At 68.5% G+C, this 22165-nt stretch carries 19 protein-coding genes; 8 read left to right on the forward strand and 11 right to left on the reverse strand.

Annotated features, from left to right (window positions below; translation table 11 throughout):
- Positions 1-252 precede the first annotated feature (252 nt).
- Positions 253-2091: an aspartate--tRNA ligase gene (aspS, locus tag BM066_RS23300; protein ID WP_089930664.1), complete on the forward strand. Its 1839-nt coding sequence runs from the start codon at positions 253-255 to the stop codon at positions 2089-2091.
- 83 nt (positions 2092-2174) lie between these two features.
- Here aspS and BM066_RS23305 read toward each other — a convergent pair whose 3' ends face one another.
- The 3 genes from BM066_RS23305 to BM066_RS23315 form a co-directional block, all read right to left on the reverse strand.
- The gene (locus BM066_RS23305) at positions 2175-3131 is read right to left on the reverse strand and encodes a pentapeptide repeat-containing protein (protein ID WP_089930667.1); all 957 of its coding nucleotides are present in this window, start codon (positions 3129-3131) and stop codon (positions 2175-2177) included.
- A 97-nt stretch (positions 3132-3228) separates the two neighbouring features.
- Positions 3229-3723: a pentapeptide repeat-containing protein gene (locus BM066_RS23310; protein WP_089930670.1), complete on the reverse strand. Its 495-nt coding sequence runs from the start codon at positions 3721-3723 to the stop codon at positions 3229-3231.
- Between the two features lie 69 nt (positions 3724-3792).
- Positions 3793-6561 (reverse strand): TSCPD domain-containing protein, encoded by a 2769-nt coding sequence (locus tag BM066_RS23315; protein WP_089930672.1) that lies wholly within the window; start codon positions 6559-6561, stop codon positions 3793-3795.
- A gap of 245 nt (positions 6562-6806) precedes the next feature.
- Here BM066_RS23315 and BM066_RS23320 point away from each other — a divergent pair, with 245 nt between their 5' ends.
- Both BM066_RS23320 and BM066_RS23325 read left to right on the forward strand, forming a co-directional pair.
- A complete protein-coding gene (locus BM066_RS23320; protein WP_089930674.1) occupies positions 6807-7202 on the forward strand; it encodes an NADH:ubiquinone oxidoreductase subunit NDUFA12 in 396 nt (131 codons plus the stop codon).
- A 28-nt stretch (positions 7203-7230) separates the two neighbouring features.
- Positions 7231-7878: a DUF2155 domain-containing protein gene (locus tag BM066_RS23325; RefSeq protein WP_369823269.1), complete on the forward strand. Its 648-nt coding sequence runs from the start codon at positions 7231-7233 to the stop codon at positions 7876-7878.
- On the opposite strand, the gene aat is transcribed toward BM066_RS23325, so the two are convergent.
- The 4 genes from aat to BM066_RS23345 are packed head-to-tail and all read right to left on the reverse strand — an operon-like array spanning position 7815 to position 10829.
- Positions 7815-8468: a leucyl/phenylalanyl-tRNA--protein transferase gene (gene aat / locus BM066_RS23330; protein ID WP_089930678.1), complete on the reverse strand. Its 654-nt coding sequence runs from the start codon at positions 8466-8468 to the stop codon at positions 7815-7817. The genes BM066_RS23325 and aat overlap by 64 nt on opposite strands.
- A 14-nt stretch (positions 8469-8482) precedes the next feature.
- Entirely contained in the window at positions 8483-9826 is a 1344-nt protein-coding gene (gene accC, locus BM066_RS23335) for an acetyl-CoA carboxylase biotin carboxylase subunit (RefSeq protein WP_089930681.1), read from the reverse strand.
- A gap of 5 nt (positions 9827-9831) precedes the next feature.
- Positions 9832-10344 (reverse strand): acetyl-CoA carboxylase biotin carboxyl carrier protein, encoded by a 513-nt coding sequence (accB, locus tag BM066_RS23340; RefSeq protein ID WP_089930683.1) that lies wholly within the window; start codon positions 10342-10344, stop codon positions 9832-9834.
- 41 nt (positions 10345-10385) lie between these two features.
- Positions 10386-10829: a type II 3-dehydroquinate dehydratase gene (locus tag BM066_RS23345; protein WP_089930685.1), complete on the reverse strand. Its 444-nt coding sequence runs from the start codon at positions 10827-10829 to the stop codon at positions 10386-10388.
- 79 nt (positions 10830-10908) lie between these two features.
- Here BM066_RS23345 and thiS point away from each other — a divergent pair, with 79 nt between their 5' ends.
- Both thiS and BM066_RS23355 read left to right on the forward strand, forming a co-directional pair.
- Positions 10909-11109 carry a sulfur carrier protein ThiS gene (thiS, locus tag BM066_RS23350; RefSeq protein ID WP_089930688.1) on the forward strand — a complete coding sequence of 67 codons (201 nt, stop codon included), beginning with the start codon at positions 10909-10911 and terminating at the stop codon, positions 11107-11109.
- 45 nt (positions 11110-11154) lie between these two features.
- The gene (locus BM066_RS23355; protein WP_089930691.1) at positions 11155-11961 is read left to right on the forward strand and encodes a thiazole synthase; all 807 of its coding nucleotides are present in this window, start codon (positions 11155-11157) and stop codon (positions 11959-11961) included.
- Here BM066_RS23355 and BM066_RS23360 read toward each other — a convergent pair.
- Entirely contained in the window at positions 11958-12302 is a 345-nt protein-coding gene (locus tag BM066_RS23360; RefSeq protein ID WP_089930693.1) for a hypothetical protein, read from the reverse strand. The genes BM066_RS23355 and BM066_RS23360 overlap by 4 nt on opposite strands.
- Before the next feature lie 28 nt (positions 12303-12330).
- On the opposite strand from BM066_RS23360, the gene BM066_RS23365 reads away from it, so the two are divergent.
- Positions 12331-12855 carry a hypothetical protein gene (locus BM066_RS23365; protein ID WP_143093795.1) on the forward strand — a complete coding sequence of 175 codons (525 nt, stop codon included), beginning with the start codon at positions 12331-12333 and terminating at the stop codon, positions 12853-12855.
- A 6-nt stretch (positions 12856-12861) separates the two neighbouring features.
- Here the strand turns inward: BM066_RS23365 and BM066_RS23370 are convergent, their stop codons facing one another.
- The 3 genes from BM066_RS23370 to BM066_RS23380 all read right to left on the reverse strand — a co-directional run bounded on the left by BM066_RS23370 (position 12862) and on the right by BM066_RS23380 (position 17893).
- Positions 12862-13599, reverse strand: a complete 738-nt coding sequence (locus BM066_RS23370; RefSeq protein WP_089930697.1) for a DsbA family protein — start codon at positions 13597-13599, stop codon at positions 12862-12864.
- A 23-nt stretch (positions 13600-13622) separates the two neighbouring features.
- Positions 13623-15053 carry a M48 family metalloprotease gene (locus BM066_RS23375; protein WP_089930699.1) on the reverse strand — a complete coding sequence of 477 codons (1431 nt, stop codon included), beginning with the start codon at positions 15051-15053 and terminating at the stop codon, positions 13623-13625.
- 149 nt (positions 15054-15202) lie between these two features.
- The gene (locus tag BM066_RS23380; protein WP_089930701.1) at positions 15203-17893 is read right to left on the reverse strand and encodes an Rne/Rng family ribonuclease; all 2691 of its coding nucleotides are present in this window, start codon (positions 17891-17893) and stop codon (positions 15203-15205) included.
- A 555-nt stretch (positions 17894-18448) separates the two neighbouring features.
- Between BM066_RS23380 and BM066_RS23395 the strand changes: the two genes are divergently transcribed.
- Positions 18449-19648 carry an N-acetylmuramoyl-L-alanine amidase family protein gene (locus tag BM066_RS23395; protein WP_089930708.1) on the forward strand — a complete coding sequence of 400 codons (1200 nt, stop codon included), beginning with the start codon at positions 18449-18451 and terminating at the stop codon, positions 19646-19648.
- A 110-nt stretch (positions 19649-19758) separates the two neighbouring features.
- A complete protein-coding gene (locus BM066_RS23400; protein WP_089930710.1) occupies positions 19759-22134 on the forward strand; it encodes a penicillin-binding protein 1A in 2376 nt (791 codons plus the stop codon).
- Positions 22135-22165 lie beyond the last annotated feature (31 nt).

Raw genomic sequence — 22165 nt, forward strand, 5'->3', positions numbered from 1 at the left:
CCCTTTCCATACGCTCAGCGGGTTTCCGCGTGAGGACGAGAAGCCGTGCCACGAAGCCCCCTCAGTCGCTTCGCGACAGCTCCCCCAGAGGGGGAGCAGCTATTCGGTGCGGCGGCCGATCAGATCCTCCCCCTCTGGGGGAGGTGGCCCGGAGGGCCGGAGGGGGCTCGCGCGGAGGCAGAATCCTTGACATCGCCGCCCCCTCATGCGCCTTTCCGCGCCTTGCAAATCACCGCGTTTCAAAGACTTCCCATGACCTCGACGCACGCCTACCGCACCCACACCTGCGGCGCCCTGCGCGCCTCCGACACCGGCGCGAGCGTGCGCCTGTCGGGCTGGATCCACCGCAAGCGCGACCACGGCGGCCTGGTCTTCATCGACCTGCGCGACCATTACGGCCTGACCCAGCTGGTGCTGCACCCCGAGACCCCGGGCTTCGAGGTCGTCGAGCGCCTGCGGGCCGAGAGCGTGATCCGCGTCGACGGCGAGGTGATCGCCCGCGACGCCAGCGTCGTGAACCCCAACCTGCCGACCGGCGAGATCGAGATCCGCGTCTCGGCCGTCGAGGTGCTGAGCGAGGCCGCCGAGCTGCCGCTGCCGGTGTTCGGCGAGCCGGACTATCCCGAGGAGATCCGCCTCAAGCACCGCTATCTGGACCTGCGCCGCGAGACCCTGCACAGGAACATCGTGCTGCGCTCGCGCGTGATCCAGTCGATCCGCTCGCGGATGTTCGCGCAAGGGTTCAACGAGTTCCAGACCCCGATCCTGACGGCGTCGTCGCCGGAAGGAGCGCGCGACTTCCTGGTGCCCTCGCGCCTGCATCCGGGCAAGTTCTACGCGCTGCCCCAGGCGCCCCAGCAGTTCAAGCAGCTGCTGATGGTCTCGGGCTTCGACCGTTATTTCCAGATCGCCCCGTGCTTCCGCGACGAGGACCTGCGCGCCGACCGGTCGCTGGAGTTCTACCAGCTCGACGTCGAGATGAGCTTCGTCACCCAGGAAGACGTGTTCGCGGCCATCGAGCCGGTGATGCACGGCGTGTTCGAGGAATTTTCGGGCGGCAAGCCGGTGTCGCCGATCGACGGCGTCCACACCTTCACCAACGATTTCGGCGCGACGCTGGAGCACAAGGGCTTCGAGCGCCTGACCTACGCCCAGTCGATGGCCTGGTACGGCAGCGACAAGCCGGACCTGCGCAACCCGATCAAGATGGCCGACGTCTCCGAGCATTTCCGCGACGGCGGTTTTGGCCTGTTCGCCAAGATCCTCGGCGCCGACGCCAAGAACCAGGTGTGGGCCATTCCCGCCCCGACCGGCGGCAGCCGCGCCTTCTGCGACCGCATGAACAGCTGGGCCCAGGGCGAGGGCCAGCCGGGCCTGGGCTACGTCTTCTGGTCCGAGGACCAGGGCGGCTGGGGCGGCCCGATCGCCAAGAACCTGGGCGAGCCGGTCCAGGCCCTGATGCAGAGCCTGGGCCTGGGCGCGGGCGACGCCGCCTTCTTCGTGGCCGGCGACCCGGCCGTGTTCGCCAAGTTCGCGGGTCTCGCCCGCACCCGGGTCGGGACCGAGCTGAAGCTGGTCGACGAGAACCAGTTCAAGTTCTGCTGGATCGTCGACTTCCCGATGTTCGAATGGAACGAGGAGGAGAAGAAGGTCGACTTCTCGCACAACCCGTTCTCGATGCCCCAGGGCGGGCTGGAGGCCCTGGAAACCCAGGACCCGCTGACCATCCGCGCCTACCAGTACGACATCGTCTGCAACGGCTATGAGCTGTGCTCGGGCGCGATCCGCAACCACAAGCCCGAGATCATGCTCAAGGCCTTCGAGACCGCCGGCTACGGCGCCGAGGTGGTCGAGGCGCAGTTCGGCGGCATGCTCAACGCCTTCCGCTTCGGCGCCCCGCCGCACGGGGGCCTGGCGCCCGGCATCGACCGGATCGTCATGCTGCTGGCCGAACAGGTGGCCATCCGCGAGGTGATCGCCTTCCCGCTGAACCAGCAGGGCCAGGACCTGCTGATGAACGCCCCGGCCGAGGCCCTGGACAGGCAATACAAGGAACTGCACATCCGCTCGGCCCCGCCGATCAAGGTGTAGGGCTGGCGAGGCCCGCCTCATACGAAAAAGCCCTCCGGTCCGGCAGGATCGGAGGGCTTCTTTGTCTGGGGCCCTGGCCGGACCTAGTTATTCAGTTCCCTGGCCGGCTTGGGCGGGGCCGGGGCGCGGGGCGGCTTCGGCGGGCGGGGAACGGCGGCCAGGCGGGCGGCGGCCTCGATCTCGGCGCGGTGGGCCTCGACCTGGGCCCGGGCGGCCTCGGCCTGGGCGCGCTCGAAGCTGGAGCTGACGCGGACGCGGACATTGCCCGAGCAGTTGCGGACGGTCAGGCCGCGCGGCAGCCGGGTGGCGCCGTCGCCGCAGGCCTCGTCCAGCTGATCCTGGTCCAGGCCCCGGGCGTTCGACAGGTCGGCCCCGCCGAGATTGGCGTTCGACAGGTCGGCGCCCCGGAAATCGGCGCCGTTGAAGATCGCGCCGCGCAGGATCGAGCTGGTGAACTCCGCGTCCCGGAACGACGCCCGCTCGTAATTGCCGCCGCTCATGTTGCTGGCGTTCAGTTCGGACGAGCTGAAATTGGCGCCCCTGGCGTTGACGCCCTGCAAGTTGGCGCCGATCAGCTCGCTGCTCGACAGGTTGGCCCGCTCCAGATTGGCGCCCTGGAAACTGGCGCCGTGCAGTTCGCTGCTCGACAGGTCGACCCGGCCGAGGTCGGCGGCGGCGAAGTTGGCGCCGCTGCTCTCGATGCCCGACAGCCTGGCGTCGGTGAAGACGGCGTGGGCGAAGCCGGCGCCGCGCATCTCGGCGCCGCGCATGTCGGCCCGCGACAGGTCCGCGCCGGTAAAGTTGGAGCCGAAGAAGCTGGCGCCGCGCAGGTCGGCCCCGATCAGGTTGGCCTTGGCGTAGTTGGCGCCGGTGAAGCGCGCGCCGGTCAGCTTGCGGCCCGACAGCTCGCAGCTCACGCAGGCGCCGCCCAGCGAGATCATCCTAGCCACGTCCTTGTCCTCGACCCCGGCATAGGCCTGGTGGGCCATGGCCGATAGGGCGAGCGACAGGGCGGCGAGCGTGATCCGCAAGCGGGACATCGAAACCTCCAGACCGGTCAAGATAAGCGACCGTGTGGGTTACGATTTGGAGCCGACCACGGCCAAGCGCCACTTAAATCGCGGTAATGACGGAAGTTTAACGGCAAGCGGGCACGGAAAGCCCGCGTGGCAAGCGGGTGGACATATCGCCGCAGGCCCTGTTCAGCTGGGCCTGGGTCAGGCCGATGGCGCGGTCCATCTCGGCCCCGGAGAGGTTCGCGCCGGCCAGGGTCGCGCCGCGGAAATTGGCCCCTTCCAGATAGGCGCCGACCAGGCTGGCGTTGGTCAGGTTGGCCCCGGCGAAGCTGGCCCCGCCGAACACGCCGCCATAGAAATTGACGTCGCGCAGGTCGCCGCCGGCGAAACTGGTGCGGTTCATCTCGGCCAGGCTGAGATCGGCCTGACGCAGCCGGGCGCCGGCCAGGTTCCGGCCCTTGAGCACCTTGCCCGAGAGATCGGCCTGGAACAGGTTGCAGCGCGGACAGTTGGCGCCGCTCTGGACCTGGGCGATCTGGCCGGCGTTCTGGGCCGTCGCGGGACCAGCCAGGCCCAGCAGGCCGGCGGCGGCGAGGATCGGGAGCAACGGTTTCATTCTGGCACGCGTCTTTCGGCGGGAACGGCGATCAAGCATGGTCACGCAAGCTTAAGGCCAGGCAAACGACTAACCGGCGTCGCTCTCGCCGGGCGAGGCGTTGGCCTGGGTTCCGCAGCTGTCGCAGACCACCAGTGCGCCCCGGCGGCTCAGGGCCAGGTCGCCGCAGGCCGGGCAGACCTCGCCGCTCGCGCCGGCCGGACGCGGCTCCTGGTCACGACGACCGCCGAACGGCAGGAACACCAGATTGTCCGGCGCGGCGCCGCGCGAAAAGCCCTTGGAGATGAACTTGCTGGCGGGCAGGGGCTCGGCCTCGACCGCGCCGTCAGGCGCGCCTTCGCCCCGGCCCAGGCCGTCGGCGTTGAACTCGCCCGGATCGGCGTTGGCCAGGTCGTCGCGGCCCAGATACGAAACGCCGAGCTCGCGGAAGATATAGTCGAGGATCGAGGTCGCCGAACGGATGGAGTCGTTGCCGGTCACCGGGCCGGCCGGCTCGAACTTGGTGAAGACGTAGGCGTCGACGAACTCGTCCAGCGGCACGCCGTATTGCAGGCCGATCGAGATGGCGATGGCGAAATTGTTCATCAGGCTGCGGAAGGCGGCGCCCTCCTTGTGCATGTCGATGAAGATCTCGCCGACCTCGCCGTCCTCGTATTCGCCGGTGTGCAGATAGACCTTGTGGCCGCCGACCGCGGCCTTCTGGATATAACCCTTGCGGCGATCGGGCAGCTTGCGGCGGGCCCGGCCGCCGCGCTCCACGACGCGCTCGACCACGCGTTCGACGATCCGTTCCTTGACCGGAGCGGACTGGGTTTCGGCGACGGCGGGTTCGGCTCGGGCCGGTTTGATCGCCTCGGCTTCGGCCTCGGGCAGGGGAAGAGCGAAACCCGCCGGCGGCGTGGCGCGGTTCAGCCGCAGCGCCCGGACCCCGGCGCGGGCCGCGGCGGCCTGCAGGCGGGCGGCGTCGGCCGGCCGGGCGTCGAACGGCAGGTCCAGCACGGCGGGGCTGGCCAGGCAGGTGAAGGTCTCCACGGCGGCCTGCATCGCCAGCCGATCGGCCAGGACCGGGGCCTCGACCGCGGCGAACAGCGCGCACAGTTCGCCTTCCAGGGCTTCGCAGTCGGACAAGCGGCGCGCGCCGAGCGCATGGCGTTCGGCGGCTTCGATCTCGGCTTCGGAGAAGCCGGCGAAGGCCAAGGTGTCGAAATTGGGATCGGCCAGGGCGTCGGCGGGAACGCCCAGCACGTCGCTCAGGAAACCCGCCCCGACCACGGCCGGCGCGAAGGCGGCGCGCAAGCCGTCGGTGTGACGCAGGGCGTCCTCGGCCTGCTCGATCTCGTGGGCGGTGAAGCCGCGCGCCTGCAGGACCATGTGATCGATCGCCGGGGCCTCGGCCAGCGAGCCGTGGCCCATGGCATGGCGGCGGGCGGCGTCGAAGTCGGCCCCGGCCTCGGTCAGGCAAAGGTGCGCGGCGGCGCTGAAGGTGGGAACCAGCAGGCCATCGGCGGTCTGGGCGGTCAAGACCGGCGCGGCGGCGGCGGCGTGGCCCAGGGGCTTGCCGGCCAGGCGAAGGGCGGCTTCCGGGTCGGCGAAGGCGGCGACCATGCGGGACGAACGCAGGCCGTGCTTGCGGGCCAGGCCGTGGGCGACGGCCAAGGCCGCCGCGGCTTCCGAGGCCAGGGGCGAGCGCAGGGCGGCGGCGCGCACGCGGCGTTCGGCCAGGCCGCGCAGCACCGTCTGACGCTCCTGGGCGAAGGCGGGATCGGCGCCGAGCGCGGCGGCGGCCTCGGCGCTGGCGCTCAGCGCGGCGCCGACCGTCAGGGCCCAGAGCGCCGAGGCGGCGTCTCGTCCCAGGTCGCCGGCCGCCGAAAGGCCCTGGGTCAACAGCCAGTCGCCGACTCCGGCCAGGCCGATCTCCGCCGGGCGGTCGCCGCGCTCGATCTCCAGGGCCGTGGCCCACAGTCCCACCACCTGGTTGAAACCGGCGGTGTCGAAAGTCTCGCCGTGCTGGAAGGCGGTGACGTCGATCGCCGCGCGAACCGGTGCGCCGCGGGCCAGGGCTTCGGCATCCTCGGGCGACAGAGCCAGCACCAGGGCGCTGGTCTCCCAGCCGACCTGGGCGGCGAAACTGGCGGCTTCATCGACCGCCGCCACGCCTTGGCGGGAGGCCGAGGCGACGAGCAGGGCGGGAGCCGTCGCGTCCGGTTCGACCAGGCCCGTGCGTGGAGCGCCGGCCAGGGCGATCGCGTCGAGGATCATCCGGTCGTCGGCGCCCAGGTCACGGGCCCGGCGGGCGGCGCGGCCCAGCGCGCTGTTCTTGGACGGGTCGGCGCAGGCCTTGGCGTCGCCGTGGCAGCGTTGAACGGCGTCGCCGACCTGGGCCAGGGCCGCGTCCAGCCGGGCGGCGGCCTTGGCGGCCAGACGCGCCGAACGCCAGTGCGCCAGGCGCTCCTCGGCGGCCCGCCTGAATTCGATTTCACCGATGTCGGGCAGGCGCTGCGATGCCTTGGCGGCGCTGGCGGGCGAGGCGGCGCCCGTCAGCATGGTGGCCAGCAGAGCGTCGCGGAAGGCTTCGGCGTCGGCGGCGTCGCCAAACAGGCCGTCGGACAGGCCAGCCTTGGCCAGGCGGTCGGCGTAGCGGGCGGGCCCGCCGCCCAGCGGAGCCTCGGGGTCGATCGCGCCGTCGTTCTGGTCCCGGGCGGCCCAGTCCAGCCAGGCTTCGACCCGGGCGTCCGTCCAGTCCTCGGGCGCCAGCACCTCGATGACCGCGTCGGGGCGTTCGATCTCGCGCAAGGCGATGCGGGGAGCGGAGGCGGGGTGTCGGGACTGGATGCGCATGGGCGATTCCGCGGCCTGGGCGCCAGGGTGCGCCAAGAATTAGCCATCCTAGATCGCCGAACGGCGGCCTTCAATAGATGTGGGGCGTCGCACCAGCGGGATCCACAAGATGTTGATATCGCGACGTCGCGTCGGATGCTGGACGGTGAGAGGCCGCCGACCTATAGTCCGGCCGCTTCGCAACGCCTTGGCGTTGCCAAAAACCCTCCCGGATCCGGGACCTTTGCTAGATTGGTGCTGACGCGGTGCTGAAAGCGATCTTCACGTGGTGGAACGGCGCGACCCTCGGTCAGCGCTTTCACATTAGCCGTCGGGGCGTGTTCGTGGGCCAGGACGACTACGGCAACCGCTACTTCGAGGCGCGCGACAACAAGGACAGCTACGATGACCGCAAGCGTCGCTGGGTGATCTACGACGGCTATGCCGAGGCCTCCAAGGTGCCGCCCGACTGGAGCGGCTGGCTGCACTACACGTTCGACGAGCCGCCGACCACGGCGCCGCTGAAGCGTCGCGCCTGGGAAAAGGACCACCATCCCAACCTGACCGGCACGATCCACGCCTGGCGCCCGAAAGGCTCGCTGGCCCGCGGCGGCGAGCGCGCGGTCGCCACCAGCGACTACAAGCCCTGGTCGCCAGAATAGGATGACGAACCGGCGGTTCTTGACGGGCATGGCGGTGCTGGTCCTGGCGGGCTCGCTCGCCGGCGGCGGGGCCTGGGCGCTGCAGAACACGCCGCAGCAACCGCCGGCCGCCCAGACGCCGCCAACGCCTCCCGCGCCGATCGTCGTACCGCAGCAGTCGCGACCCGTGCCGGGTCCGCGCGCCGCCGCGCCGGTCGCCGCGCCGCAGCCAGCCACCCAACAACCGACGCCGCCGACCGCTTCGACGGCCGCACCGAGCCAGCCCGCGCCGGTCGCCAAACCGGTCGCGACCACGCCCGACAAGCCGGCCGAGCCGATCAAGCGCGCCCGCTCGTCGGTCGCCATTCTCCAGGCGCTGGACAAGGTGACGACCGAGACGATGCGGTTCGAGGCGCCGGTCGGCCAGCCGATCCGCTACAAGACCCTGATCTTCACGGTCCGCGCCTGCGAGACGACGGCGCCTGACGAAGACGCCCCAGACTCGGTGGCCTATGTCACCGTCGACACCCAGCCCAAGGCGCTGCCCGGCCGCGTGGCGCCGCCTGGACGCCAGATCTACAAGGGCTGGATGTACGCCAATTCGCCGGGCCTGAACCCGCTGGAGCATCCGGTCTATGACGCCTGGCTGATCGCCTGTAAGACCTCGGCGCCCGTGGCGCCGGCCGCCAGTCGATAGAAGTCGGCCTGGGCCGTCCAGGCTCGGCCCAGGCGACGGCGATAGTCGGCGCGCGAGATCTCGGTCGTCCCGAACTGTTCGAGATGCTCGGTGATGAACTGGGTGTCCAGCAGCCGATAGTCGCCGGCGATCAGTCGGCCCGCCAGATGGACCAGCGCCACCTTGCTGGCGTCGCGGCGGATCGAGAACATGCTTTCGCCGAAGAAGCAGGCGCCGCACGCGACCCCATACAGCCCCCCGACGAGGTCCTCGCCGTCCCAGCACTCGACGCTGTGCGCCAGGCCCCGTGCGAACAGCTGGCCGTAGAGCCGCTGGATCGGATTGTTGATCCAGGTCTCCAGCCGCCCCGGCCGCGCGGCCGCGCAAGCCTCGACCACGGCGTCGAAGGCGGTGTCGATGCGGATCTCGAACGGCTGCGCCCGGACGGTGCGGGCCAGCCGACGCGGGACGTGCATGCCATCCAGCGGCAGCACGCCCCGGCGTTCCGGGTCGATCAGGAAGATGCTCTCGTCGTGGCGGGCGTCCGCCATGGGAAAGACGCCGCGTTCGTAGCAGGCGATGAGATCATCGACCGTGAAGGCGTCGTCCATGGCGTTTCGCAGGTCTAGCCCTGCGCCTTGATCCAGCGCTCCAGCCAGTGGATGTCGTAGTCGCCGGCCAGGATGTCGGGTTGCACCAGCAGGTCCTGGAACAGCGGGATCGTGGTCTCGATGCCGCCGACGACCATTTCGCCCAGGCAGCGACGCAGACGTGCGATGCACTCCTGACGATCGCGGCCATGGACGATCAGCTTGCCGATCAGGCTGTCGTAGTAGGGCGGGATCGCGTAGCCGGTGTAGATCGCCGAATCCAGCCGCACGCCCAGGCCGCCGGGGGCGTGGAAGTCGGTGATCGTGCCCGGCGAGGGCGTGAAGGTCCGCGCGTTCTCGGCGTTGATCCGGCACTCAATGGCATGGCCCTCGAACACCACGTCGTCCTGGGTGAACGACAGCGGCAGGCCGGCGGCGATGCGGATCTGCTCGCGCACCAGGTCGATGCCGGTGATGGCTTCGGTGACCGGGTGCTCGACCTGCAGGCGGGTGTTCATCTCGATGAAGAAGAACTCGCCGTTCTCCCAAAGGAATTCAATGGTGCCGACGCCCAGATAGCCGATGGCCTTGACCGCATCGACCACGATCTTGCCGATCTTGGCGCGGTCCTCGGCGCCGAGGGCGGGCGAGGGGGCTTCTTCCAGCACCTTCTGGTGACGACGCTGCAGCGAGCAGTCGCGTTCGCCCAGGTGCACGACATTGCCATGACTGTCGGCGATGACCTGCAGCTCGATGTGGCGCGGTTTCTGGAGATAGCGCTCCATGTAGACCGTGTCGTCGCCGAACGCGGCGCGGGCTTCCGAGCGGGCCGTGGAGACGGCTTCAGCCAGGTCTTCGCGGGTCTGGGCCACCTTCATGCCGCGACCGCCGCCGCCCGAAGCGGCCTTGATCAGCACCGGGAAGCCGATGCGCTCGGCGGCCTCGAAGGCCTCTTCCTCGGTCGACACGCCGCCATCGGAACCCGGGACGACGGGGATGCCGGCGTCCTTGACCGCCTGCTTGGCGGTGATCTTGTCGCCCATCATCCGGATGTGTTCCGGCTTGGGGCCGATGAAGGTGTAGCCATGGGCGCCGACGATCTCGGCGAAGCGGGCGTTCTCCGACAGGAAACCGTAGCCCGGATGGATCGCCTGGGCGCCGGTGATCTCGGCGGCCGCGATGATCGACGGGATGTTCAGATACGACTTGGCGGCCGAGGCCGGGCCGATACAGACGCTTTCGTCGGCCAGCCGCACCCACATGGAATTGGCGTCGGCCTCGGAATGGACCGCCACGGTGGCGATGCCCATTTCCTTGCAGGCGCGGTGAACCCGAAGCGCGATCTCGCCTCGGTTGGCGATGAGGATCTTGTCAAACATGCCGATTACTCGACGATGACGAGCGGCTCGCCGAATTCGACGGGCTGGGCGTCTGCCACCAGGATCTCGACGACCTTCCCGGCCTTGGGGGCCGAGATCGGGTTCATGGTCTTCATGGCTTCGACGATCAGCAGGGTCTGGCCCGCGCTCACGGTGTCGCCCACCTTGATGAAGGCGTCGGCGCCGGGCTGCGGCGACAGATAGACGGTGCCGACCATCGGCGACTTCACGGCTTCGCCAGTCTGGGCGGCCGGCGCGGGGGCGGAGGCCTCGGCGACGGGCGCGGCGGCGGCCGGAGTCGGGGCGGGCGCATAGGCGTGAGCGGTCGGGGCCTGGACATACTGCGTCGCGGCGGCGGCGACGGTCAGTTCGCGGGCAACCCGGATCTTCAGGCCCGCATGCTCGACCTCGATCTCCGAGAGGCCCGTGTCCTTCAGGATGTCGGCCAGCTTGCGGACCAGGCGAGCGTCGATCGACGGGGTCTCGACCGGATCGGCGGGGGCCTTGGGATTGGACATAGAAGCTTACCTTGCTGTCTTCTTAATGCCGGGGTCGCCGGCTAGTTCGCGTCGATCAGGCCTGCTGCGGCCTCGATCGCCAGTTCATAGCTCGCCGCGCCGAAGCCGGAGACGATCCCGGTCGCCGCAAGCGAAACGAAGGTGTGGCGGCGGAAATCCTCACGCGCCGCCGGGTTGGACAGGTGACACTCGATGACCGGGATATTCAAGGTCTTCAGGGCGTCGAGGAGAGCGATCGACGTATGTCCATAGCCCGCCGGATTGATCACCAACGCGCAGGCCTCCGTCCGGGCTTCCTGGACCCAGTCGATCAGCACGCCTTCGTGATTGCTCTGCCGGAAGACGACGGAAAGACCCCGAGCGGCCGCGCGCGCCTCGCAGCGCGTACGGACATCGTCGAGCGTGTCCTTGCCGTAGATCTCGGGCTCGCGCGTTCCCAACAGGTTGAGATTGGGTCCGCTCAGCACATGGATCGGTTTTACCATTCGGCTCCGCCGTCGATTCCGGGAGGTCTTGTATAGCCGGTTCCCCCGCGTCACAAGCAGGGCTCGCTTCGGAGGTGACATGAGGCTTCTACTGAACGGCGAGGAACGGGATGTCGCCGGTATTTCCAGCATCGCCGACCTAGTGGCGGCGCTGGGCCTGGACGCCCGCAAGGTGGCGGTGGAGCGCAATCTCGAGATCGCGCCACGTTCGACCTACGCCGACACCGCCCTGGCCGAGGGCGATCGAATCGAGATCGTGACCTTCATCGGCGGCGGCTAGGCCTCTGCGTTTGAAACCCGGGGCGCGGAGGCGTAAACCGGCCCCATGAACGCGCATGTCTCCCCCGAATCCGTCACGTCCTCGGACGACACCTGGACCGTCGCCGGCCGGACCTTCCGCTCGCGCCTGATCGTTGGCACCGGAAAGTACAAGGACTACGCCACCAACGCCGCGGCGGCCAAGGCGGCGGGCGCCGAGATCGTCACCGTGGCCGTGCGCCGCGTGAACCTGACAGACCCGACCCAGCCGCTGCTGGTCGATTATGTCAAACCCACCGAATTCACCTTCCTGCCCAACACCGCCGGCTGCTTCACCGGCGAGGACGCGGTGCGCACCCTGCGCCTGGCCCGCGAGGCCGGCGGCTGGGACCTGGTGAAGCTGGAAGTGCTGTCCGATCCCAAGACCCTCTATCCGGACATGGAAGAGACCCTTCGCTCGCTGAAGCTGCTGGTCGCCGAGGGCTTCCAGGTGATGGTCTATTGCTCGGACGACCCGGTCTACGCCCGCAAGCTGGAAGACGCCGGCGCGGTGGCGATCATGCCGCTGGGCGCGCCGATCGGCTCGGGCCTGGGCATCCAGAACCGGGTGAACCTGCGGATCATCGTCGAGAACGCCAAGGTGCCAGTGCTGGTCGACGCCGGCGTGGGCACGGCCTCGGACGCGGCGATCGGCATGGAGCTGGGCTGCGACGCCATCCTGATGAACACCGCCATCGCCGAGGCCAAGGATCCGATCCGCATGGCCCGGGCGATGAAGCACGCAGTGATCGCCGGCCGTGAAGCCTATCTGGCGGGCCGGATGCAGAAGCGGCTCTACGCCGACCCCAGCTCGCCGCTGGCGGGGCTCATCTAGGCCGAGACGTCCAGCAACGATCCCTTCGCCTTTTTGGGGTCGTTCTCGACCTGCTCCTTGATCTGTTGCTTGATCTGGTCCTCGACCTTCTTGCGATCCTCGGGAGACATCGCCTTGACCTGCTCCTCGGTCAGGCCCATCCGCGCCAGCATGGCCGCGCGCATCTTCTGCGCGGGCGTCAGCTTGGCGTATTCCATGAATTCGTCCTTGGCCGACTTTGGGGGCGCGGCGCTCAGGCCGGCGTCGGAGGAGGGGGCCGCCTTGGGCGCCGTGGCGGCGTTGAGCCTGGCCAGGGCCGAGGCGCTGAACGACGCCATGATGCTGGAACCGATGGTAAGCATGTGAACTCCGCCGTGAGGATGGCGGGTCATGCTCCGCAAGGACCGTGCAAGGCTTCGGTTTCAGCGATTTCAACAGGTTGCTGAAACATTGCGAACGCCGTCGGCAGAAATGACCGCGTACTTCCTTCCGGGCGTTCAAATCATACCGTGGTCGCGCCGCATGGATTCGCCCTTGTCTTCCTCGATTCTCCATCGGCAAGATGCAAATCTCAAGCTGGGGAAGACGATCATGTCTCTAAAAGCGGTCTTGGTGTCGCTGACGGTTCTGGGGCTGGCGCTATCCTCGACGGCTCAGGCCGCCGTGGTGCGCGGCAAGGTTATTCGCGCGGAGGGACGCCTGAACTCCTCGTGTCGGATGGTCGGGCTTCGACGCTCGGACGACAATTCGATCACCTATTTCCGCATCACGAGCGGCGTCGGGGGCGACGCGATCCTGTCGATAGCGCTCAGCGCCTTGCTGACCCGCACGGAGGTCGAGATTCAATACAGCGCCGCCGCCAGCACCTGCGGCTCGGAGCCGGATATCGAGATCATCGCCGTCCTGGCGCCCTGACGCCCCCTAGACCTTCTTGGCCCTGCCGGCCCGGGCCTGGTCGATCGCCAGGTTCAAGGCGTGCATGTCGGCGCCCGGGATCATCTGGTCGCCGACGAAGAAGGCCGGCGTGCCTTCGATGGCCAGGGCCTCGGCCAGGGCGTGGGTGTCGGCCAGGTGCTGGCTGGTGGCCTCGGAAGTTCCCGACGCACGAGCCTTGGTCAGGTCGATGCCCAGCTGTTGGGCCACGCGCATGACGCCGGCCTCGTCGAGGCTCTTCTCGGCCATCAGGCGCTTGTGCAGCTCGATCGTCTTGCCCTGGTCCTTGGCCCCCAGGACCATCCGGGCCGCGACCTCGGAATCGTGGCCGAAGATCACGAAGTCCTTGAACACGAAGCGCACGTCCGGGTTCTTCTGGATCAGGTCGACGATCTGCGGCGCGGCCAGCTTGCAGTAGCCGCAGCGGTAGTCGAAGAACTCGACGACGGTGATCGAACCGTTCGGATTGGCGACGAAATCACGCGGATCGCGCTCCAGCGCCTGGCGATATTTCGTGATCGCGCTCTTGGCGTTCTTCGTCTTCTCGGCGGTCTGCTTTTCCTGCAGCTTGGCGCTCATCTCGACCAGCACCTCGGGGTGCTCGATCAGATAGGCGTGCACCTTTTCACCAAACGCCTTGTCGGCGTTGGCCTGGCCGCAACCGATCAGGGAAAGGGCGGCGATCGACGCGGTGGCCACCGCCAGCGGACGGAAGATGATGGGCATGGAGATCTCTGGAAGAGGGCGGCCTAGCGGCGCAGGCCCGAGGTGACGGCGCCTTCCTTGGCCAGGTCCTTGAGGTCCTGGTTGGAAGGATTCGAGGTCAAGACGATGTCGGTGGCGCGGCGCCACTCCACGCTGTCCTTCTTGAGCAGCTCGCGGGCCCGCATTGCGAAGACCCGAGCTTCCTGGGTCGCACCCATGTTGAAATACTGTTCGGCGGTGGCCAGACGCGCTTGACCATCCTCGCCACGCTTGTCGTAGGCCTGGGCTAGCAGCCGCCAGGCGACGGAATTGTCGCTTTCGTCGAGCAGCGAGCGTTTCAGCTCGCTGATCCCTTCCTCGACCTTCTTGGGATCATCCAGGCCGATCAGGGTCTGGCCCAGATTGACCCGCAGGAGGGCGGCGTCGGGCTTCAGCGCCACAGAGCGGCGCTGCGGCTCCTCGGCGTCCTTGACGCGGTTGAATTCGAACAGGATCTGGCCCTTCAGCTCCCAGAGATAGGGATTGTTCGGGTTCTCGGCGATCAGCCCGTCGAGAATCTTCAGGGCCCGATCGGGCTCCTTCATCTGATAATAGGCGATGGCGCGGGCGTAGCGGGCCGGGAAGGCCCGGTCGCTCTCCTTGTATTTCACGATCGCCACGCCGGGATTGATGAAGCCCTCCAGCTTGGCCTTCATGATCTCGTGCTCGGCCAGGGACTGCGGATCATCGACGGCGTTGTAGTGCGGCAGCTTCTCGACACGGCTGCGCAGGGCGTCGATCCGGTCGCCCGACAGGGGGTGGCTGCGGAAATAGGCGTAGCGCCGCGACTGGTCGAAAACCTCCTGGTAGCGGAAGTTGTCGAAGAACTCGACGAGGCCGCGGCCGGACTGGCCGGTGGCTTCGAGGAAGCCGGCCCCGGCCTGGTCGGCGCGCGATTCCTGGTCGCGGCTGTAGCCCAGAGCGCCCAGCTGGCCGAAATAACTGGCGTTACCCAGCAGCACCGCGCCGGCGTCCGGTGCTCCGGCCAAGGCTGCCAGGACGCCCAGGCCCATGGTCAGGATCATCGGCTTGAGGCCGGCGCGCATCATCTCGCCCGAGCGCAGCGGGTGCGCCCCGGCCAAGTGTCCGGTTTCGTGGGCGATGACGCCCTTCAGCTGGTTTGGCGTCTCGGTCTGCAGGATCAGGCCGGTGTTGAGGCCCATCATCAGGCCCTGGGTGGCGAAGGCGTTCAGCTCCTTGTCGCCGACCAGCAGGATGCGAACCGTCTTGGGATCCAGCCCGGCAGCCGCATAAATAGGGTCGGCGTCGCGGTGAAGGATCTCCTCGATCTCGGTGTCACGGATCAGCGACGGGCCGTCCTGCGCATGGGCCGGCGCGACGGGAGCGAAGGTGACCGCCAGCAGCGCCAGCGCGGACAGCGCCGATCCCGTCTTCCTGGCCAATCTTTCGGAAGCCGCCCTTGTCCGGGAGGTCATCGAAACTCTCCTGATCGCGCCCCCGCGCTCAAGCCAGCAGTCTAACGCGGTTCTCGACGACCTGGGAACAACCGTCGGGCGGTGTCCCGCGGATATAGGCGTGAAGCTCGGCGGGACCAGGGGCCCCGCCGAGCTTCATCTTGGGATCGTCAGCCGCGACGCCACCAGCCGCGCTTGGGCTTTTCCGGCGGAGTCAGAATCTCGGCCGGGTCGGGCTCGACGACGGCAGGCGCCGGTTCCGCCGCCGCGACCGCGACGGGCTCCGGCTCGGGAGCCGGGGCGGGGATCTCGACCTCGGCCGCGACCAAGGGCGTTTCCTCGACGGCCTCGACGGCTTCGACGACGGGCGCCTCGACGGGGAGCGCTTCGACAGCGGCTTCGCTCGCAGTCTCGGCGTCGGCGGTCTTGCGGCCTCGACTGCGGGGACGACGCGCCTTCTTGGGAGCCTCGTCCTGCGGCGGCAGTTCGACCCAGACGTCGGCTGGCGGGCCTTCGATCACCGGCGGGGGCAGCGGCGCGACCTCCAGTTCGGCGACATCGACACGCGGGGCGGGCGTGCGCTCGGCGCGCGGGGCGTCCGACACCTCGGTCCGCTCGGCGCGTTCACCACGCCCGCGTCCACGACGACCACCCCGTTCGCCACGCTCGGCGCGTTCCGGACGCTCGGCGCGTTCGGCGATCGGCGCTTCGACCCGTTCCGGACGCTCGCCGCGCTCCGGACGATCGTTGGCCGGACGGCGACCATCAAGGGCTTCGGGATCATGCCAGACGAAGGCGTTCTCGCCGAACGGCACGCGCGGACGGGTCCAGGTGAAGGCGTCGGCCGGACGATCGCCGTCCTCGCGACCGCCGCGACGACCGCCGCGACGACCCCGGCGACGGCGACGGCGGCGCGATTCCTCGTCCTCGCCCTCGATGTCGCCTTCAGCGCGATCGGCGCCCTCAGCGTCGTCCTCATCGTCTTCGCCGGCGGCTTCGGCCGGGGCCTCGTCGCGGTCGTCACGACGGCCGCCGCGACGGCGACGCTTGCGGCCGCGACGGCCGCCTTCGTCCTCGGACGTCTCGGCGCGGGCCGGGCGAGCGGCGCGAGGCGCATCGTCCTCGTCGCTCTCGTCTTCGTCCTCGGCGACGACCTCTTCGTCTTCCTCGTCCTCCTCGTCCTCGAACGCCTCGTCGTCATAGACGGGCTCGGGCTCGATCGGCGCGAAGATCTGCGGGGCGGGGCGCTCGCCCAGTTCGGTGCGGTCGATGTCGTGCTCGGCCTGATGCAGGCTGTCGTCGACCAGGACCGTGACGAACAGGGCGTGGGTCTGCTGCAGGCGCAGCAGATAGGCGCGCTTCTCGTTGAGGATGTAGATGCCGACCGGGCGGCTGACCTTCAGGGTGACGGCGCCGCCGCCCTTCAGGGCCTCGACCTCAACCGCGCGCAAGGCGGCCAGGGCGCTGGATTCGACCGAGCGGACGCGACCGGTGCCGTCGCAGTGCTCGCAGACGTGAGTGGTGCCTTCCAGCACGCCGGTGCGGCGGCGCTGGCGGCTGATTTCCATCAGGCCGAAGCCGCTGATCTTGCCCATCTGGATGCGGGCGCGATCGTCCTTCAGGGCGTCCTTGAGGACCTTCTCGACGGTGCGGTTGTTCTTGGCCTCATCCATGTCGATGAAGTCGATGACAATCAGGCCGGCCAGGTCGCGCAGGCGCAGCTGGCGCGCGGCTTCCTCGGCGGCTTCCACGTTCGTCTTGAGCGCAGTGGCCTCGATGTTGCGCTCGCGCGTGGCCTTGCCCGAGTTGACGTCGATGGCGACCAGAGCCTCGGTCTGGTTGATCACCAGATAGCCGCCCGAACGCAGCGGCACGACCGGCGAATAGATCTGGGCCAGATGGTCCTCGATCTTGTGCTTGACGAACAGCGGGGCCGGCTCGCGGTACGGGAAGACCTTCTTGGCCTGGCTCGGCATCAGCATGCGCATGAAGTCGCGCGCTTCCTTGTAGCCGGCCTCGCCCTCGACCCAGATGCCCTCCAGATCCTTGTCATACATGTCGCGGATGGCGCGCTTGACGAGATCTTCCTCCTCGTAGATCAGCGCCGGGGCGATCGAATGCAGCGTGTTGTCGCGGATGTTTTCCCACAGACGCAGCAGGTACTCGTAGTCGCGCTTGATCTCGGCCTTGGTGCGCTTGGCGCCGGCCGTGCGGACGATCAGGCCCATGCCCTGCGGCACGTCCAGGCCCTGCACGACGCTCTTGAGGCGCTTGCGGTCGGTGACGGTCGTGATCTTGCGGCTGATGCCGCCGCCGCGGGCTGTGTTGGGCATCAGGACGCCGTAGCGGCCGGCCAGCGACAGGTAAGTGGTCAGGGCCGCGCCCTTGTTGCCGCGCTCTTCCTTGACGACCTGGACCAGCATGATCTGCCGGCGGCGGATCACTTCCTGGATCTTGTACTTGCGCATCAGGCGGCGCTTGCGGCGCGCCAGCTCTTCCTCGACGGCGTCTTCCTCGTCGTCGACCGCGTCGCCGTCATCGTCCTCGCGGGCGTGATGGTGGTCATCCTCGTCATCGTGCGAATCGTCGCGCATCAGCGCTTCGCGGTCGGCGACCGGGATCTGATAATAGTCCGGGTGGATCTCGTTGAAGGCGAGGAATCCGTGGCGATTGCCGCCATACTCGATGAACGCAGCCTGGAGGCTGGGCTCAACGCGGGTCACCTTGGCGAGATAAATATTTCCTCGGAGCTGCTTTCGGGTCTGGCTCTCGAAATCGAATTCTTCAACCCGCGTACCATCCACGACCACCACACGCGTCTCTTCGGCGTGGGCGGCGTCGATCAACATCTTCTTCGACATAAAGGGTATCTCCACGGCGCGCGGCGAACGCTAGGTCCGGGCGCCGATATGATTGAAAGGCGCGCACGTCACCGCCCGTCGCCCCGCCGAAGCGGTTGCGGAAGGTCGGTCGCCAAAGGCGGTCGGGTGCGGCGCAGCCCATAAGGTTTCTGTGTTCCTTAAACGCGCCGGAGGGCGCGGATCGGATGGAGCGTCGACGCCGGAGCGCTTAAGGATTCGACGCGAACCCTGCGGGACGATCCAGGCGAAGGCTTCGCGCCTCACGCTGGTAATCGAGCCCAAACTCGTTCAGTCCGGCGGCTCCGGTCATGAACGCGAATTGCACCCTCAAGAGTGCAAGCCTGTCCGTGAGATAGGAGCCGCTCACGCTTTCCGCCATGACGATCACGGCGCTCAGCGCGCGGACCATAGTGTAGCAACATCGTGTCGTAAAAGAAAAGCGCTCGACTGAACGCATCTGCGCCGCCGTGTCGCGCCTTGGGTTAACGCTTTCTCTACCCGAAAATGCGGATATCAGTTTTGGTTTAGGTTGACCGCCTTGGGGCGACGAACGGCATGAGCAAGGTCTTGATCGCGGCAACGAGGACGGGGTGGGCGCGGGCGGCGATGATCGTCGGCGGCCTGGCCCTGGCCGGCGTCGCCGTGGCCATGGCCCAGGGACCGGCGCCGGCCGCCGGCGTCCAGAAGGTCCGCTTCGGCGGCGACCGCAACGAGACCCGCATTGTCATCGACCTCGACCGCGCCGCCACCGGCAAGCTGTTGGCCGACGGCGCGTCCGATCGCCGTGTCGTGATCGGCCTGCCCAATGTCACGACGGCCGGCGACCTGCAGGGCGCGGGCCAGGGCCTGGTCGAACGCTGGGCGATCGACGAGGCCGCGGGCGGCGCCCGCCTGCGCCTCGACCTGAGGGCCAACGCCGAGGTCCGCCGACGCTTCCTGCTGCCGCCGGGCGACGGCGCCTCGGCCTATCGCTATGTCATCGACCTGAAGTCCACGGAGGCGCCCGGCGCGATCCAGGCTCCGGCCATGCGGCCGACCCTGGTTTCGGCGCCGATGAAGGCCTCGGCTCTGCGCCTGAAGAAGGTGATCGTCATCGACGCCGGCCACGGCGGCAAGGATCCGGGCTCGTCGGGCGCCAACACAGCCGAGAAGGACGTCACCCTGGCCGCCGCCAAGGCGCTGAAGGCCAAGCTGGAGAAGTTCGGCCGCTACACCGTGGTCATGACCCGCCAATCCGACACGTTCGTGCCGCTGGAGGCGCGGGTCCAGATCGCCCGTCGGGCCGACGCCGACCTGTTCATCTCGCTGCATGCCGATTCGGGTCCCGACGCCGCGACCCGCGGGGCCAGCGTCTACACCCTGTCGGAAAAGGGCACCGAGCGCGTGGCGCGGGTGCTCGAGAAGGACGATTGGCTGATGAAGGCCAATCTGCCGGGCCGCGATCGCGCGGTCAGCCAGATCCTCCTGGACCTCTCGCAGCGCGCCACCAAGAACCGTTCGGCCGCCTTCGCCGAAACCCTGCTGCAGTCGGTGGGCGAGGAGACGACCCTGCTGCGCCGCAGCCATCGTGACGCCGGCTTCATCGTGCTGCTGGCGCCGGACGTGCCGGCCGTGCTGCTGGAGATGGGCTTCATCACCAATGTCGAGGACGAGCAGCTCCTGAAGAGCTCGGCTGGTCGCGGCCGGCTGATGGACGCCGTGGCCGGATCGATCGAATCCTATTTCGCCACCCAGACGCGCCTGGCCGCCCGCTAGGACGGAAGGGCTTCCCCCGCTAGGCTGGCGAGAGCCGTTGGCGCCTCGCCCGATGCACGCTAGAGGATTCGAACGGAGCGGGCGAAGGTGCGTCGCCCGACGGAGGCGGCGTGGATCTGAAGCCTAGACAACGATGGATCGCCATCGCCGGCGTCACGGTGCTGTCCGCGATCGCCGTGGCCGGTTTCGCCATCGCCATCTACGCCGCCTGGCTGTTCCACGACATGCCCGACGCCGGCGAGTTGCAGGACTATCGTCCGCCGACCGCCACGCGCGTCTACGCCTGGGACGGCACCTTGATCGGCGAATACAGCAAAGAGCGCCGGATCTTCGTGCCCTACGACCAGATTCCGCCCCAGCTGGCCCAGGCCTTCCTGGCGGCCGAAGACCACAACTTCTTCAAGCACGGCGGTGTCGACGTCGGCGGCTTCTCGCGCGCCATGCTCAACAATGTCGGCAACGCCGCGCGCGGCCGTCGCCTTGAGGGCGGCTCGACGATCACCCAGCAGGTGGCCAAGAACGTCCTGCTGACCAGCGATGCGACGGTCGGGCGCAAGTTCAAGGAAGCCATCCTGGCGCACCGCCTGGAGCAGTCGCTCGACAAGCAGCAGATCCTCGAGCTGTACCTGAACGAGATTTGGCTGGGCTATCGCTCGTACGGCGTCGGCGCGGCCGCCTACAACTATTTCGGCAAGTCGCTGCCCGAGCTGACCCTGGCCGAAAGCGCCTTCCTGGCCGCCTTGCCCAAGGGACCGGACAACTATCACCCGATCCGCAACAAGGCGAAGGCCAAGGCCCGCCGCGACTGGATCCTGGGCCAGATGGCCGACCTGGGCTGGGTCAGCCAGGCCGACGCCAAGAAGGCGATGGCCGAGGACCTCGTCGTCCAGCCGGCCCCCAAGCGCGCCGCCTATCGCGACGCCGACTATTTCGTCGAGGAAGTGCGCCAGCGCGGCGTGGCCACTCTCGGCCCACGCCTCAACGAGGGCGGCTACTACATGCGCACCACCCTGGACCCCAAGCTGCAGACCGCGGCCCGGGTGGCGCTGATGGAAGGCCTCGAGAAGTACGACCGCCGCCACGGGTGGCGCGGCGCCTGGGGGCACGTAGAAACCCTGGACGGCGATTGGGAGAAGCAGGCGCTGAAGAAGGCTCCGCCGTCCGAGCGCAGCGGCTGGCGCCCGGCCATCGTCACCTCGGCCTCAGGCGGCGTCCGCCTGGCCAAGGGCGAAGGCGAGGGGGCCATCGCCGGCGAGGACATGGCCTGGGCCAACGCCACCAAGGGCCTGAAGGTCGGCGACCTGGTGTTCGTCGAGAAGCCCGACGGCTCGGCGGCCTACCGCCTGCGCCAGATCCCGATCGTCAACGGCGCCCTGGTGGCGATGGAGCCCTATACCGGCCGTGTCGTGGCCCTGGTCGGGGGCTACAGCTTCTCGCTGTCGAACTTCAACCGCGCGACCCAGGCGATGCGCCAGCCCGGTTCGGCGTTCAAGCCGTTCGTCTACGCCACGGCCCTGGAGAACGGCTACACGCCGGCCAGCGTGGTGGTCGACAGCGCCATCACCCTGAAAGGGGCGAACGGCCAGGATTGGAGCCCCGAGAACTATCACAAGAAGTTCTACGGAGCGCTGCCGCTGCGCAAGGGCCTGGAGCAGTCGATCAACGCCATGACCGTGCGCCTGGCCCAGAGCGTCGGTATGAAGAAGATCGTCGAGACCGCCAAGAAGACCGGGGTGACCCGGGATATGGCGCCTGTCCTGGCCATGGCCCTGGGCGCGGGCGAGACCACGCCGTTCAAGCTGACCACGGCCTATACGCCGTTCGTCAACGGCGGCCGCCGCGTCGAGCCGCACCTGATCGAACTGGTGCAGGACCGCGAGGGCAAGGTGATCTTCCGGGCCGACAAGCGTGACTGCGTCCGTTGCAACGCCGGCTTCAACGGCGACGAGAGTCCCCGCATCCCCGCCCTAGGCGAGCAGGTGATGGACCCGATCACCGCCTACCAGATCACTTCGATGCTGCAGGGCGTGGTCCAGCGCGGCACCGCGGCCCAGGCCAGCTCGCTGGGCTATCCCCTGGCCGGCAAGACCGGCACCACCAACGAATACCGCAGCGCCTGGTTCATGGGTTATTCGCCCAGCCTGGTGGTCGGCGTCTTCATCGGCTTCGACGACAACCGCTCGCTGGGCGAGGGCGAGACGGGGGCGACCGGTCCGGTGCCGATCTTCATGGACTTCATGCGCGAGGCGCTGAAGGGCCAGCCGAAGACCGAGTTCAAGGCCCCCGCGAACGCCAAGTTCGCCATGGTGCGCGGCATCCGCGAGGCTTTCCGCCCCGGGACCGAGCCCAAGGTCTTCACGCCGACCGAGAGCACCGGGCCCCAGCCCTATGGCCAGGTCTGGCCCAACGGCCAGGTCGGACCGGCCCCGACCCAGGGCCCCGCCAAGCCGCCGCCCCAGGCGCCCGACATCAGCGGGCTCTACTAATCGTCGATCAATCCGTCTGGGGTCATTGCGC

This window comes from Caulobacter sp. UNC279MFTsu5.1, assembly GCF_900114015.1.
GTDB lineage: Bacteria > Pseudomonadota > Alphaproteobacteria > Caulobacterales > Caulobacteraceae > Caulobacter.

Bases quoted from the DNA above. Each gene is read 5' to 3' on its own strand.
- BM066_RS23345 (WP_089930685.1), bottom strand. From the start codon at position 10,829: ATGGTAAAACCGATCCATGTGCTGAGCGGACCCAATCTCAACCTGTTG.
- BM066_RS23315 (WP_089930672.1), bottom strand. From the start codon at position 6,561: ATGCGCATCCAGTCCCGACACCCCGCCTCCGCTCCCCGCATCGCCTTG.
- BM066_RS23370 (WP_089930697.1), bottom strand. From the start codon at position 13,599: ATGCCCATCATCTTCCGTCCGCTGGCGGTGGCCACCGCGTCGATCGCC.
- aspS (WP_089930664.1), top strand. From the start codon at position 253: ATGACCTCGACGCACGCCTACCGCACCCACACCTGCGGCGCCCTGCGC.
- BM066_RS23310 (WP_089930670.1), bottom strand. From the start codon at position 3,723: ATGAAACCGTTGCTCCCGATCCTCGCCGCCGCCGGCCTGCTGGGCCTG.
- BM066_RS23305 (WP_089930667.1), bottom strand. From the start codon at position 3,131: ATGTCCCGCTTGCGGATCACGCTCGCCGCCCTGTCGCTCGCCCTATCG.
- accB (WP_089930683.1), bottom strand. From the start codon at position 10,344: ATGTCCAATCCCAAGGCCCCCGCCGATCCGGTCGAGACCCCGTCGATC.
- BM066_RS23375 (WP_089930699.1), bottom strand. From the start codon at position 15,053: ATGACCTCCCGGACAAGGGCGGCTTCCGAAAGATTGGCCAGGAAGACG.
- thiS (WP_089930688.1), top strand. From the start codon at position 10,909: ATGAGGCTTCTACTGAACGGCGAGGAACGGGATGTCGCCGGTATTTCC.
- aat (WP_089930678.1), bottom strand. From the start codon at position 8,468: ATGGACGACGCCTTCACGGTCGATGATCTCATCGCCTGCTACGAACGC.
- accC (WP_089930681.1), bottom strand. From the start codon at position 9,826: ATGTTTGACAAGATCCTCATCGCCAACCGAGGCGAGATCGCGCTTCGG.
- BM066_RS23360 (WP_089930693.1), bottom strand. From the start codon at position 12,302: ATGCTTACCATCGGTTCCAGCATCATGGCGTCGTTCAGCGCCTCGGCC.
- BM066_RS23355 (WP_089930691.1), top strand. From the start codon at position 11,155: ATGAACGCGCATGTCTCCCCCGAATCCGTCACGTCCTCGGACGACACC.
- BM066_RS23380 (WP_089930701.1), bottom strand. From the start codon at position 17,893: ATGTCGAAGAAGATGTTGATCGACGCCGCCCACGCCGAAGAGACGCGT.
- BM066_RS23395 (WP_089930708.1), top strand. From the start codon at position 18,449: ATGAGCAAGGTCTTGATCGCGGCAACGAGGACGGGGTGGGCGCGGGCG.
- BM066_RS23325 (WP_369823269.1), top strand. From the start codon at position 7,231: ATGGCGGTGCTGGTCCTGGCGGGCTCGCTCGCCGGCGGCGGGGCCTGG.
- BM066_RS23365 (WP_143093795.1), top strand. From the start codon at position 12,331: ATGCTCCGCAAGGACCGTGCAAGGCTTCGGTTTCAGCGATTTCAACAG.